General features: G+C 34.1%; 9 protein-coding genes. 7 read left to right on the forward strand and 2 right to left on the reverse strand.

All coding sequences use genetic code 11. The features are described from left to right. Positions 1-80 precede the first annotated feature (80 nt). A complete protein-coding gene (dnaE, locus tag T410_RS03015) occupies positions 81-4,625 on the reverse strand; it encodes a DNA polymerase III subunit alpha (protein ID WP_035668580.1) in 4,545 nt (1,514 codons plus the stop codon). Positions 4,626-4,995: 370 nt separating this feature from the next. Between dnaE and T410_RS03020 the strand changes: the two genes are divergently transcribed. From T410_RS03020 to leuB, 7 genes are all read left to right on the forward strand, one after another. Next, positions 4,996-5,193, forward strand: coding sequence for a hypothetical protein (locus tag T410_RS03020; protein ID WP_035668583.1), 198 nt, complete (start codon positions 4,996-4,998; stop codon positions 5,191-5,193). A 59-nt stretch (positions 5,194-5,252) separates the two neighbouring features. After that, positions 5,253-6,038, forward strand: coding sequence for a GLPGLI family protein (locus tag T410_RS03025; RefSeq protein ID WP_051929338.1), 786 nt, complete (start codon positions 5,253-5,255; stop codon positions 6,036-6,038). Position 6,039: 1 nt separating this feature from the next. Further along, positions 6,040-8,667, forward strand: coding sequence for a carboxypeptidase-like regulatory domain-containing protein (locus T410_RS03030; RefSeq protein WP_035668586.1), 2,628 nt, complete (start codon positions 6,040-6,042; stop codon positions 8,665-8,667). 573 nt (positions 8,668-9,240) lie between these two features. Next, positions 9,241-10,635, forward strand: coding sequence for a 3-isopropylmalate dehydratase large subunit (leuC, locus tag T410_RS03040; protein ID WP_035668590.1), 1,395 nt, complete (start codon positions 9,241-9,243; stop codon positions 10,633-10,635). Positions 10,636-10,789: 154 nt separating this feature from the next. Further along, positions 10,790-11,386, forward strand: a complete 597-nt coding sequence (leuD, locus tag T410_RS03045) for a 3-isopropylmalate dehydratase small subunit (RefSeq protein WP_035668592.1) — start codon at positions 10,790-10,792, stop codon at positions 11,384-11,386. Between the two features lie 138 nt (positions 11,387-11,524). After that, positions 11,525-13,051: an alpha-isopropylmalate synthase regulatory domain-containing protein gene (locus T410_RS03050; RefSeq protein ID WP_035668595.1), complete on the forward strand. Its 1,527-nt coding sequence runs from the start codon at positions 11,525-11,527 to the stop codon at positions 13,049-13,051. A 38-nt stretch (positions 13,052-13,089) separates the two neighbouring features. Next, entirely contained in the window at positions 13,090-14,151 is a 1,062-nt protein-coding gene (leuB, locus tag T410_RS03055; RefSeq protein WP_035668598.1) for a 3-isopropylmalate dehydrogenase, read from the forward strand. 110 nt (positions 14,152-14,261) lie between these two features. Here the strand turns inward: leuB and T410_RS03060 are convergent, their stop codons facing one another. Then, positions 14,262-14,624 (reverse strand): RNA-binding protein, encoded by a 363-nt coding sequence (locus tag T410_RS03060; RefSeq protein ID WP_035668600.1) that lies wholly within the window; start codon positions 14,622-14,624, stop codon positions 14,262-14,264. Positions 14,625-14,776: the final 152 nt, after the last annotated feature.

Genomic DNA, 14,776 nt, shown 5'->3' on the forward strand with positions numbered 1-14,776 from the left:
CCTGCTGTACGCTGTATCTTTCCTTGCCTAAAGAAGGCAAGGAAAGGATGCCGCTTCCATCAGGGCTAGGACATAGTGCTCTAATTCAACTTAAAGTTAATTTGCATTTTCTCCAGCTCCACTAGTAATTCATTTGAGATTTTAATTTTCAATTTTCTGCTTGGCATAGTCAGCTTGGTTACAACCTTAATTTCTTCTACTTCTTCTAATTTTGCTACAGTACTTGTCTCTGGAATTTCGAGAGCTTCCATTTCAGAATCTTCATTTTCGTCGACAAAAACTTCTTCCTCATTTTCTATTTCAACAGGAGCTACGGTAACTAGTCGTTTTATTTTCTCCAGTTCCATAATTTCAAAAGAAACTGTATTATCTCCTTTATTTTCTTGAAAGAGGTGACTTAATTTATGGATAAAATCATTTTCTAAATCTGATATATTCAGAAGCAAGATTAATTTCTTAGCGAAAATATCCAATACATCCTGTAATTGTTTTGCATCAGTAAACTGCATTCTTGGTTCCGATTTTTTTCCAGTTTCTCTATTAACCCATCCGTCTTTAATCAGAATTTTAAAATAAACAAAATTATTAGGAAGCAGGTATCGATGAAAATTTAGGTACTCTTCATTAAATATTTTAAATTCAAAACTTTCGTCAAAACCTTCTAAGTTAAAAATCGCCCATTCCTTACCGTTTTTGGCTATCCGTCTTTGTACATTAGAAACAATACCTCCAAAAGTAAGGGTTTTACCCACGTAAAGCTCCATGTTTTTAAGCATTTCCAATTTCGAATTGCAGAAATACTTCATTTCAAATTTAAAATCGTCCAGCGGATGTCCCGAGATGTAAATCCCAACAACCTCTTTTTCTTTAGCGAGTTTTTCCATCGTACTCCAATCCTCGCAAGGCGGCACAATAGGCTCCGCAATTTGCACTTCGCTGGTATCACCAAACAAACTCACTTGCGATGAATTTTCATTTTCCTGAAACTTTGACCCATACCGAATCGCTTTTTCATAAAAGGTAATTCCATCGCCATCATCATGAAAATACTGCGCTCTCGTTGTACCTAAAAAAGAATCAAATCCTCCAGCCAAAACCAGATTCTCCAATGCTTTTTTATTCGCCGCACGCAAATCAATACGTTTGGTCAAATCAAAAATCGATTTATATCTTCCATCTTTTCTATTCTCAACAATCGTAGCCACAGCCCCAGAGCCAACACCTTTTACAGCTCCCATTCCAAAACGAACCGCATAATCATCATTTACGGTAAATTTATAAAACGATTCATTCACATCGGGTCCTAAAACCTGTAATCCCATACGCTTGCATTCCTCCATAAAGAACGAAACCTGCTTGATGTCACTCATGTTATTTGACAGCACAGCCGCCATATATTCGGCCGGATAATTCGCTTTCAAATAAGCCGTTTGATAGGCAACCCAAGCATAACAAGTCGAGTGTGACTTATTAAAAGCATATTCGGCAAAAGCTTTCCAGTCATTCCAAATTTTTTCTAACTTATCTTTGGCATGACCTTTTTCCATAGCCTGAGAGATAAACTTTGGCTCCATTTTAGCCAACACATCAATCATCTTTTTCCCCATCGCTTTACGCAAAACGTCGGCATCACCTTTAGAGAAACCAGCCAGTTTCTGAGACAAAAGCATTACCTGTTCTTGGTAAACGGTAATTCCGTAGGTATCTTTCAGTAATTCTTCACAGTCATCCAAATCATATTCAATAGGCTCTTCCCCGTTTTTACGTTTAATAAAACTCGGTATATAGGCAATCGGACCAGGACGATACAAGGCATTCATGGCAATCAAATCAGGAAAAACCGTTGGCTTCAATTCCTTCATATATTTCTGCATACCCGCACTCTCGTACTGAAAAATCCCAACCGTTTCACCTCGTTGAAAAAGCTCATATGTTTTTAAATCATCAATTGGGAATTCATCTGGATTGAGGTCAATTCCAGTTCTGTATTTTACTAATTTGACGGTATCTTTTATCAGGGTCAGGGTCTTCAAACCCAAGAAGTCCATCTTAAGCAATCCGGCACTTTCCACGACCGAGTTGTCAAATTGGGTCACATATAAATCGGAATCTTTGGCGGTAGCCACAGGAACAAAATTAGTAATATCGCTTGGCGTAATAATTACTCCACAAGCGTGAATCCCTGTATTTCTTAAATTCCCTTCTAAAACTTTAGCTTGCTGAATGGTTTCTCCACCCAAATCATCTTCATTAGCAAGTCCTATTAATTCTTTGATTTTATCGTATTCTTCCGGACGAACGGCTTTCTTAATGACATCTTCTTTTTCATTTAAAAATCGCGCCAAATTCCATTTTGACGGCATCATTCCTGGAATCAATTTCGCAATTTTATCAGCCTCAAATAATGGCAAATCCAGCACACGAGCTGTATCTCGAATCGCCGATTTTGTTGCCATTTTACCATACGTGATAATTTGCGCTACTTGTTTCGATCCGTATTTCCTGATTACATAGTCCATTACACTACTTCGGCCTTCATCATCAAAATCGATGTCAATATCGGGTAGTGACACACGATCAGGATTCAGGAAACGCTCAAAAAGCAGGTTGTACATCAATGGGTCAATATTGGTGATTTTCAAACAATAGGCCACCACCGATCCTGCCGCAGAACCCCGACCAGGTCCTACTGAAACGCCCATACTTCTTGCTTCGGCAATTAAATCCTGCACAATTAGGAAATACCCCGGATAACCGGAATTAGATATTGTCAATAACTCGAAATCCAGTCGTTCCTGAATTTCAGGTGTAATTTCTTTGTAACGGCGATTAGCCCCTTCAAAGGTAAGATGCCTTAAATACGCATTTTCACCTCGTACTCCGCCATCTACTGCATCTTCGGGATTATTAAATTCAACTGGGATTTCAAATTTTGGCAATAAAACTTCACGAGCTAAATCGAAAATTTCAATCTTATCCACAATCTCCGAAATATTCGAAATCGCTTCCGGCAAATTTGCAAAAAGCTGCTTCATTTCGTCTCCCGACTTGAAATAGTATTCCTGATTGGGCAATCCATAACGATATCCGCGACCACGACCTATAGGCGTTGTCTGTTTTTCACCGTCACGTACACAAAGTAAAATATCGTGCGCATTCGAATTTTCCTTGTCTATATAAAAGGTATTATTTGTCGCAATAATCTTGACATCATGTTTCCTTGCTAATGAAATCAAAGACGTATTTACTCGATTTTCATCTTCCTGATTGTGACGCATCACCTCAATGTAAAAATCTTCCTTGAATTCATTTTTCCACCAAAGCAAAGCTTCTTCGGCTTGGTTTTCACCAATATTTAAAATCTTATTTGGGATTTCACCATAAAGATTTCCAGACAAAACAATAATATCTTCTTTGAATTCCTGAATCACTTTCCTGTCGATTCTTGGCACATAATAAAATCCTTCGGTATAGGCGATGGAAGACATTTTAGCCAAATTATGATAGCCTTTTTTGGTCTTCGCCAAAAGTACTATCTGGTACCCATTGTCTTTTACCGACTTATTTTTATGGTCTTCACATACAAAAAATTCGCAACCTACAATAGGCTTCATTGGAACTTCAGTAGGTTCTTCACCATTTTCTATAGCGGCTTTATTCTTGGCTTCAGCGGCTTTATTATGGTATAAAATATCACGGACAAAATGGAAAGCCCCCATTAAATTGGCATGATCCGTCATGGCAACCGCAGGCATTTTTTGCTGCGATGCCGCTTTCACCAGCGCAGCAATACTAATGGTAGATTGCAATACTGAAAATTGCGTATGATTGTGTAAATGCACAAAAGGCATATCAACAAGTACCTTTTTATTCTCAGAAAGCGCTGCACTTGAAACTGTCGGCGCTTGTTTTTCTCCAAACTGCTGGCGAATTTTATCAGATGCTTCCTTAAGATTAATATGCTTTAATCCTATAAGCTGAATCTCATGAGGATTCTTATTTTGGAAATCTTTAAAATAGCCAATTTCTACATCGAGTTCTTCTTTAGTGAAAACATCACGACGAATTAACTCGAGGAAACAACGCGTGGTTGCCTCTACGTCGGCAGTTGCGTTGTGCGCCTCACCAAAAGGTTTATTAAAAAGATAAGAGTGTAATTCGGTTAAGGTTGGTAATTTGAATTTCCCACCTCGACCACCCGGCAATTTCAATAAGGAAGCGGTAACTTCGGTACACGTATCCAGAATTGGCATGGAGCTCATTTGGCTTTCAACACCCATTCTGTAAAATTCGCAGCCCATAATATTGATATCAAAACCTAAATTCTGACCTACAATAAATTTGGCTTTGCCTAAAGCGATATTGAATTTTTCTAATACTTCTGCCAAAGAAATTCCGTCGGCTTCCACCAATTCCGTAGAAATACCGTGAATTCGTTCCGCATCATAGGGAATATTAAAACCTTCGGGCTTCACCAAATAATCCTGGTGCTCGACGAGTTTACCCATATCGTCGTGCAACTGCCAAGCGATTTGAATACAACGCGGCCAGTTATCCGTATCTGAAATGGGAGCGCCCCAACGCTTTGGTAATCCTGTAGTTTCGGTATCGAATATTAAGTACATAAATCCCCTCCCCAGCCCTCCCCGAAAGGAAGGGTGCCTAAACCTATAGATTTAAACTGTGCATTTAACTGGTTTTAAACACTTTAAATTTATAATAAATCACAAAAAATGAATTTCAAATTTAAGTTTTTTTTAGCTAGAATAACACCTTAATCCGAACAAAAAAATTCAAAATAATCGTTAAGAATCACCCTACGAATTACTTTATCTTTTAGCATAAAATCACTCAATAATGCTTCGTTAAAAAGAAAAATAAACGCATTGTGTGTTTTTCTCTAAATATCACTAAAAGTGGGTATTGTTTAGTAGTTTTTTTCATACAAAATTTGCAGGGCTTTATGCTGCTTTAAATCTTTAAAAAATAAAATTTATGAAAAAAATAATTATGTTATCCGCAATTAGTATTATTACTTTAAGTTCTTTTGGTATGAAAGAAAAAAATACAAATAAAAAACCTGTACGGTTGATGCAATATTGGTATCATTGTACTGACGGAAGTGGAAGTGGAACTTTCACATGTGATTGTTCAGGGTCAGGCGCTCAATCTTTAGCTAATTTTTTCTGCTAAAATAGTTTTAATCTAAAATATAACAACAGCATAAAGCATTTTAACATCATTACAAAAACATGAGAAAAACATTTTTATTTCTTGCTCTTTTAAACACTATAATTATGTTTTCACAACTAAAGGGCATAGCCAATTATGGCTATATTGAAGCTTTAGATATTGGATACGCAAAAGGACTAGACAGCAATGCATATATTATTTTTAATAGGGAACAATCCTATTACGTAACCGCAAAAGATAGTCTTGAAAAACCTGAAAAAATTAATGAAAAGAGAACATTTCAAAGTGAAGATGGCGGACAGACATCTAGTTACAATGGAATGAAAGTAAGTCCACTAGGCGATCAAGTCGTTTATCACATACAAAAAAATACCATGTGGTCAAATTTCTTATACAGAAAACAAATTTATATAAAAGAAATAGCCCCAAAAATAAATTGGACAATTGAAAAAGAAACAAAAAAAATTGGAAATTTTACATGCAAAAGAGCAACAGCAATATTTAGAGGTAGAAATTATACTGCCTGGTATAGTCCAGAAATAGCTGTCCCTTTTGGTCCATGGAAGTTAAATGGTCTACCAGGGCTAATTCTTGAAGCTTATGATGTCAATAAATTTGTTTATTGGTACTTTAAAAATATTGAATATCCAACAAAAAACAAAGAGTCCGTAAAATATATAAGTATTCCCAAAGGAATTACGTTTAAATCGAACGAAGAGTTTAAAATTTTCCAAAAAGAACAAATAAACATAATAAAAGACAAACAAAAATTAGCTAAAAAAATATATCCAGATGTACAATTTGGCGCTCCTCAATTGTCAAATATGTTCGTTGAATTCGAATAAAATGCAAAAAATCCTATTCCTTTTATTATTTTTATCTTTTTCACTTTTTTCACAAGAAATAAAATTGTCTGGTACAGCAAAAGACAATTACAACAGAAGCATCGAAAGTGCTTCTGTTGTGATTTTAGATAGTACTGAAAACACACTAACCTATTCGTATACTGATGAAAACGGAAATTACAGTTTACTCTTTATAAAACCCCGAAATAATAAAATAACTATTACAGTTTCCTGTTTGGGTTATTCAAAAAAAGAAGTACAACTAGATTTAACCTCAGAAAAAAGCATTTCTCAATCTTTTATTTTGGAAGAAAAATTAGAATCCCTTAAAGAACTAGTCATTGAAGTCAATCAAAAAATAAAAATAGACAGAGACACCACTACAATAAAAGTGGCGTCATTTGGAAACAAAACTGAACAAACCCTAGAGGATATTCTAAAAAAAATGCCTGGGATTGAAGTTCAAAATGATGGTTCCATAAAAGCACACGGAAAACCTATTGACAAATTATTGATTGAAGGCGAAGATTTATTTGATAAAAACTATAAATTATTATCTAAAAACCTTGACGCAAAAGTGCTTGATGCAGTACAGATTATTGATGGTTTTGAAGACAATCCAATTTTGAAAAAATTAAGCAACTCAGACAAAGTTGCGCTGAACTTAAAACTCAAAAAAGACAAACAAAACATTTGGTTTGGAAATATTATGGTTGGTTCAGGTATTGTCACTGAAAACCGCTGGAAAGAAGGAATTAATTTAGGATTGCTAAAAAAGAAAATTAAACTTTTCTATTTAGCAGATTATAATAATTCTGGTGAAAAAGCAACCGATCAGGTGAGTAAAGCGATTACAGAAAACAACTTGTTTGGCAAAGACAGATTAGAGAAAACAGTCCAAAATCATTACAACATTAGCAGTAACGAAAATAGCTCTTTCAGTAAATCACAAAGTGTTTTTAATAAAGCTTTGTACAATTCTCTAAGTTTTACAAAAAAATTAAAGCCTAATATTACTATGCGTGGTGTTGGCTATTTTGCAAGCGATAATCAAAAACAAAACTCACTATCAAAAACTATTTTTAACATTGGAGCAAATCCAATTTTGAATACTGAAACAAATTTATATCAAAGTAAAAAGATATTATCATCAGGAGAGTTAGAATTAAAATATTTCGCAAATGAAGATAACTATTTAACAAACCTATTGATTTATAAAAACAATCCAAACAGTATTAATGCAGATTTGATTTTCAACAAAAGTCAAATTGATCAAGCGTATAAAGACAAAAAACAAACTTTTTACAACCATCTAAATCATAGTTATAGAATATCTGACACCAAAATTTTAAATAATTATATTTATCTCGGGAATGATCTAATTAATCAAAAAAGCAAAATTACTTCTCCATTTTTAAATCAGTTTTTAAATGCTAGTCCAGATGCTTTAGCTTCGCAAATTGCACATAATTCTATTTTATATTTTGGGATAAAAAGCAAACTAATTTCCCGGTATAGAAAACTCGAATATACAATTGGCTTAAAATATGAGAATAGCAAGGAAATACTGAACAACAACTTCATAATAGAAAACAATCACACTATTGATTATGAAAATCATACCACATTAAAGCAGAACATTTTTTCTGTTGAAAACGCCATCCGATACAACTTTTCCAGAAAAATTGATTTTACAGCCAGTTTAAACTATACCCAAAATCGTTTTGATACTAATTCTACAATAAACAATATCTCTATATTTAATCCAAAAGCTTCCTTAAACATTAAGAAAACTAGTCTGGGGAATTTTACTTTTAGTTATGCTGATAATAATAATTTACCAGAAATAAATTATTTAACAACTAATTCTCAATTAACCGATTATAGAAGTTTTAGAAAAGGAAAAACCTATGATGGACTTTTAAAAAACAAAGTACTCTCCTTTTCTCATACTTTATTTAATGATAAAAAACGATTTTCAATAAGTTCTTATTTTTTCTATTTAAAATCTGAAAAAATATTTAACAGTGAAAGTACAATTACGAATAATTTTAATTTTGAAAATTACATACTCACCAAAGGGGGGGATAGTTATAATGAAAATTTTAATATAGTAAATTATTTTAGAACAATAAAATTAGCGACAAAACTTGAAACTTTTCAAAATTGGAATACAAACCCAACAAAAGTAAATAGTTCAGAATTTAGCTCCCTAAAAAGTTACAATAGTACTTACAAATTTTCCGGAACTACCTATTTGAAACTTCCAATAAATTTTGACTTTGGTGTAAATTACAATTATTTTCAATCAAAATTTAATGGGGTTTTGACGAAAAACGAAACAACCGATTTTTTTATAAATAGCAATTATAAAATATCAAAAACATGGTTAGCTGAAATAAACAGTACCTATTATCAAATGAATAATAATAATAATAATTATTCGTTTATTAATGCTGTTATAAATTACAATCCAGAAGAAAGCAGGTTTTCTTATCGAATGATATTAAACAATTTAACTAATGAAAACGAATTTACTTTAGTATCTTTAGATAATTATACTTCTTATAAATCAACAATTAAACTAGTACCACGATATTTCTTATTCACTGCAAAATATAGGTTTTAAATTTCCGGGATTTCATTAAAAAAATCAATCCTAAAAATTATTCTCCCCTTCATTCCTCAACAATACCTTTCATATTACCCCATTAAAAAGAAAAATAAACGCACTGTATGTATTTTGGATGTCGTAGTATTTCACCAAAACAAATTGAAATAAAAGCCCAAAAAAAATACTGCTTTAGTTATGTAAAAAGCCTAAAAAAGGCATTCTTTAGAAAACAAAATACGATGCTAATTTTGTTAATTATTACTATTTTAATTCGTTTTGTTATATTTTTTGAATCAAAAAAACCTGATTTACACCAAAATAGCGATAAATTTGCAAATTATCATATTGGACTTATTTAAAATAAAAATAGCTTTAAAAAGAAATTTAATATCAAAATAAACAGAAGGCATTCAAACCACAAACCTATAACATAAGAGGTAAGGTGTTGTAAAAACAGTTTGGGTATCGTATATAATGAAATATTAAAATTGACAACCTTATTTCTTTTTTTAAATTTGTTCCCATTGTTACAACTTTATGTAAATAATTGGGTTGTAAAAAAAGAAATACACTTAAAAAATATTTAAAATGAGTACTACATTATTTGACAAAGTATGGGATTCGCATGTTGTGCGTAAAATTGAAGATGGACCAGATGTGTTTTTTATTGACCGTCATTTCATCCATGAAGTTACTAGTCCTGTAGCTTTTTTAGGTTTAAAAGAAAGAGGGATTTCGGTTTTATACCCTGAACGCACTTTTGCAACTGCCGATCACAATACACCAACAATAAACCAACACTTGCCAGTTGCAGACGCATTATCTGCCAATCAATTAAAAGCATTGGAAGATAACGCAGCAGAATATGGTATTTCTCACTGGGGATTAGGTCACCAAAAAAATGGAATTGTCCACGTTGTAGGTCCTGAAAATGGAATTACTTTACCGGGTGCGACAATCGTTTGTGGAGATTCACACACTTCTACACATGGTGCTTTTGGAGCTATTGCTTTTGGTATCGGAACTTCTGAGGTTGAAATGGTTATGGCTACTCAATGTATCATGCAGCCCAAACCAAAGAAAATGCGTATCAACGTAAACGGAACTTTAAGTAAAGGTGTAGGACCTAAAGATGTGGCTTTGTATATCATTTCAAAATTGACTACTTCTGGAGGTACAGGATATTTCGCAGAATATGCAGGAAATGTTTTTGAAGACATGTCTATGGAAGGGCGTATGACCGTTTGTAACTTGAGTATCGAAATGGGTGCTCGTGGTGGTATGATTGCTCCAGACCAAAAAACATTTGACTTTTTAGAAGGAAGATTATACGCTCCAAAAGGCGAAGCTTGGACAAAAGCAGTTGAATATTGGAAAACGTTAAAAACTGATGCTGACGCAATTTTTGATGCAGAATTGAATATCGACGCAGCTGATATTGAACCAATGATTACTTATGGTACAAATCCTGGAATGGGAATTGGTATCTCAAAAAATATTCCAAACGCTAACCAAGTAGAAGGTGGTGAGGAAACTTATAAAAAATCTTTAGCCTACATGGGCTTTGAAGAAAATGACGTGATGATTGGCAAACCAATTGATTTTGTTTTTCTTGGAAGTTGCACCAATGGTAGAATTGAAGATTTTAGAGCTTTTACAGAAATTGTAAAAGGAAGAAAAAAAGCAGATAATGTTACGGCTTGGTTAGTTCCAGGTTCTCACGTAGTAGAAGCACAGATTAAAGAAGAAGGTCTTTTAGACATTCTTACTGAAGCTGGTTTTGTATTGCGTCAGCCAGGTTGTTCCGCTTGTTTAGCGATGAATGATGACAAAGTACCAGCTGGAAAATATGCAGTAAGTACTTCAAACAGAAACTTCGAAGGTCGTCAAGGTCCTGGTTCAAGAACTTTGTTAGCTTCTCCAATTATGGCAGCAGCAGCAGCAGTTACTGGAAAACTAACAGACCCTAGAGATTTGTTTTAAAACAAACGCTTTTGTCATGTCGAGAGCAGCCGAGACGCTTTATAATTCTCGACTGCGCTCGAACTGACAACAAGTTAGAAATATACTTTTTACAAAAAAACATTAACGCTTACTATTCAAATCAGAAATCGTTAATCATAAATCATAAATCACAATGGCATACGATAAATTTAATATCCTTACGAGTAGTGCAGTGCCACTACCAATAGAAAATGTGGATACCGATCAAATTATCCCAGCACGTTTCTTGAAAGCTACTAAACGTGAAGCTTTTGGAGACAATCTTTTCAGAGACTGGAGATACAACGGAGATGATACTCCAAAAGCAGATTTCGTATTGAATGACGCAACTTACAGTGGAAAAATATTAGTAGGCGGAAAAAACTTTGGTTCGGGTTCATCAAGAGAGCACGCAGCTTGGGCAGTTTACGATTACGGATTCCGTGCAGTTGTTTCTAGTTTTTTTGCAGATATCTTCAAAGGAAATTGCTTAAACATTGGTGTTTTACCAGTTCAAGTAAGCCCTGAATTTGCTGAAACAATCTTCAATGCTATTGAAGCTGATCCAAAAACAGAATTGGAAATCAATCTTCCAGAACAAACCATTACATTAAAAACAACTGGTCAAAAAGAATCTTTTGATATCTCTGGATATAAAAAAGACAATATGATCAACGGTTTTGATGATATTGATTATTTGCAAAATATCAAAGAAGACATTGTTGGGTTTGCCAATACCCTTCCTTACTAAAAAAACAAACAATAAAAATGCAGTTACTGTAAGCTTAACATTATTGTGAGCTTAGTAACTGCTTTTTACAATTTTATAAAATACAGTAACAAGATTTCAAATTACTGAAATCAAAACCGCTTTAGCATCAAATTCATAATGGAAAAAAGAAAAATTGAAATAATGGATACGACGCTCCGTGACGGTGAACAAACCTCGGGAGTATCATTTTCTGCTGCAGAAAAACTAACCATTGCACAATTGTTGCTGGAAGAATTAAATATTGATAGAATTGAAATTGCTTCGGCACGCGTAAGTGAAGGCGAATTTCAGGGAGTAAAAGGAATAATGACTTGGGCAAATGAGAAAGAATATTCTAACCGAATAGAAGTTCTAACCTTTGTTGACGGTGGACTTTCTATCGAATGGATGAAAAAAACTGGAGCTAAAGTCCAGAATTTACTAACCAAAGGTTCCTTAAACCATTTAACCCACCAACTAAAGAAAACGCCCGAGCAACATTTTACCGAAATTGCTCAAGCCATTGCATTAGCTCAAGAAAACAATATTGAGACCAATGTGTATTTAGAAGACTGGAGTAACGGAATGCGTAATTCACCTGAATATGTATTTCAATATTTAGACTTTTTGACGAAACAGCCTATAAAAAGAGTCTTACTTCCTGACACTTTAGGAGTTTTAATCCCTTCTGAAACTTTCGAATTTATTTCGAAAATTATAGCGCGATACCCAAATACCCATTTTGATTTTCATGCACACAACGACTACGATCTAAGTATTGCCAATGTAATGGAAGCTGTAAAAGCCGGTATTCAAGGACTTCACGTAACCGTAAACGGAATGGGAGAACGCGCTGGAAATGCACCATTGGAAAGTACCGTTGCTGTAATCAACGACTTTTTACCAGAAATAAAAATCAGCGTGAAAGAATCTTCTTTATACTCTGTGAGTAAATTGGTAGAAACGTTCACCGGTTATAGAATCCCAGCAAACAAACCTATTGTGGGTGACAACGTTTTTACTCAAACAGCAGGTATTCATGCTGATGGTGATAATAAAAATAATTTATATTTCAATGATTTACTTCCGGAACGTTTTGGAAGAAAACGAAAATATGCATTAGGAAAAACATCTGGCAAGGCAAATATTGAAAAAAATCTTCAGGAATTAGGGTTGAAATTAAATCCCGAAGATCTAAAATTAGTTACTCAACGCATCATTGAATTAGGTGACAAAAAAGAAACCGTTACCAAAGAAGACTTACCTTATATAATTTCTGATGTTTTAGACAGTCAGACTTATGAAGAGAAAATTGTGGTAGAATCCTATGTATTAGTTCATGCCAAGGGAATGCGCCCTTCGACTACCCTATGTTTAAAAATAGATGGTGAAGTAATCGAAGAACACGCTCAAGGTGATGGACAATTTGATGCTTTTATGAATGCTTTAGCAAAAATATATAAAAGTAAAAAAATGGAATTGCCTAAATTGATTGACTATGCTGTTCGAATTCCGCCAGGAAGTAGCTCTGATGCATTATGCGAAACCATAATTACATGGACTAATCATGGAAAAGAATTTAAAACGAGAGGATTAGATTCAGACCAAACAGTTGCTGCAATTATTGCAACACAAAAGATGTTGAATGTGGTTACAGCCCAATAACAATAAATAAAAAACGATATTAATATAAAACTTACCTAATGAAATTTAACATAGCCCTTTTAGCCGGTGACGGAATTGGACCAGAAGTAATCAATGAAGCTGTAAAAGTTTCGGATGCTATTGCAAAAAAATTTAACCATGAAATCAACTGGACCCCGGCTCTTACAGGAGCTTGTGCTATTGATGCCGTTGGAGTTCCTTATCCTGATGAAACGCATGAAATTTGTATGGCTGCCGATGCAGTTCTATTCGGAGCTATTGGGCACCCAAAATACGATAACGACCCAAGTGCCCCTGTAAGACCAGAACAAGGTTTATTGTTAATGCGTAAAAAATTAGGTTTATTTGCTAATGTACGTCCTACATTTACTTTCCCATCTTTGATTGACAACTCTCCATTAAAAAGAGAACGCATAGAAGGAACTGACTTAATTTTCCTTAGAGAACTTACCGGAGGAATTTATTTTGGTGAAAAAGGAAGAAAAGACGATGGTGAAACCGCTTTTGATACTTGTACGTACACAAGAGCTGAAGTAAAACGTTTAGCAAAAAAAGGTTTTGAACTTGCTATGACACGTTCAAAAAAATTGTGTTGTGTTGATAAAGCAAACGTATTGGAAACTTCTCGTTTGTGGAGAGAAACAGTACAAGCTATGGAAAAAGAATATCCTGAAGTAACGGTGAGTTATGAATTCGTTGATGCTGTAGCGATGCGTTTAGTTCAATGGCCAAACTCTTATGACGTATTGATTACAGAAAACTTATTTGGAGATATATTAACAGATGAAGCTTCTGTGATATCTGGCTCTATGGGATTAATGCCATCAGCATCAGTAGGAGAACATACATCATTATATGAACCTATTCACGGTTCATATCCACAAGCAACAGGATTAAACATTGCTAATCCATTAGCGACAGTATTATCTGCAGCAATGATGTTTGAAGATGCTTTTGGATTAAAAGAAGAAGCAGAAGCGATTAGAGCAGTAGTAAACAAATCATTGGAACAAGGAATTGTAACAGAGGATTTAGCCGGAAAAGATGCTAAAGCGTATAAAACTAGCGAAGTTGGTGACTGGTTAGTTGCAAATTTGTAAAATAATTATAATTCTGTAGAAATGCAACGTATTGCATTTTTACAGAATATCTACCAAACAAAAAAGGTGTCAATAAATTGACACCTTTTTTTATATTGTAGAAAAAAATATTAATATCCTCCTCTGTTTCCACCACCACGGTTATCTCCACCACGGCTGTTTCCACCACCATAACCACCGCGTGAATCTCCACCACGACTGTTATTGTTAAAACTTCTTCTTTCACCTTCTGGTTTTGGCTCAGATTTGTTTACTACAATTGCACGTCCTTGAACAGTAGCTCCGTTCAATTCATCAATTGCTTTTTGAGCTTCGTCATCGTTTGTCATTTCAACAAAACCAAATCCTTTACTTCTTCCAGTAAATTTATCAGTAATGATTTTAACTGAATCAACTGCTCCGTAAGCCTCGAAAGACTCTCTTAAATCTGCTTCCTCAATACTGAATGGAAGACTTCCAACAAAAATATTCATATGTACTTATTTAAATAATAGAACAAATGTACTCTTATTTTATTCTAATCCACTATATATTAGCTTATTTATGTTTTTTATTTTAAATGTAAAAATAACAAGAACATTATAAAGAACCCAATTGAAGCTATTTACAAAGCCAACTTCCCATA

Origin of the sequence: Flavobacterium sp. 83 (assembly GCF_000744835.1) — a bacterium.
In the GTDB taxonomy this organism is placed as follows: Bacteria; Bacteroidota; Bacteroidia; order Flavobacteriales; family Flavobacteriaceae; genus Flavobacterium.

Coding starts and splice junctions, on each gene's coding strand:
- T410_RS03025 (WP_051929338.1), top strand. CDS start 5,253: ATGAGAAAAACATTTTTATTTCTTGCTCTTTTAAACACTATAATTATG.
- leuD (WP_035668592.1), top strand. CDS start 10,790: ATGGCATACGATAAATTTAATATCCTTACGAGTAGTGCAGTGCCACTA.
- T410_RS03030 (WP_035668586.1), top strand. CDS start 6,040: ATGCAAAAAATCCTATTCCTTTTATTATTTTTATCTTTTTCACTTTTT.
- T410_RS03020 (WP_035668583.1), top strand. CDS start 4,996: ATGAAAAAAATAATTATGTTATCCGCAATTAGTATTATTACTTTAAGT.
- leuB (WP_035668598.1), top strand. CDS start 13,090: ATGAAATTTAACATAGCCCTTTTAGCCGGTGACGGAATTGGACCAGAA.
- T410_RS03050 (WP_035668595.1), top strand. CDS start 11,525: ATGGAAAAAAGAAAAATTGAAATAATGGATACGACGCTCCGTGACGGT.
- dnaE (WP_035668580.1), bottom strand. CDS start 4,625: ATGTACTTAATATTCGATACCGAAACTACAGGATTACCAAAGCGTTGG.
- leuC (WP_035668590.1), top strand. CDS start 9,241: ATGAGTACTACATTATTTGACAAAGTATGGGATTCGCATGTTGTGCGT.
- T410_RS03060 (WP_035668600.1), bottom strand. CDS start 14,624: ATGAATATTTTTGTTGGAAGTCTTCCATTCAGTATTGAGGAAGCAGAT.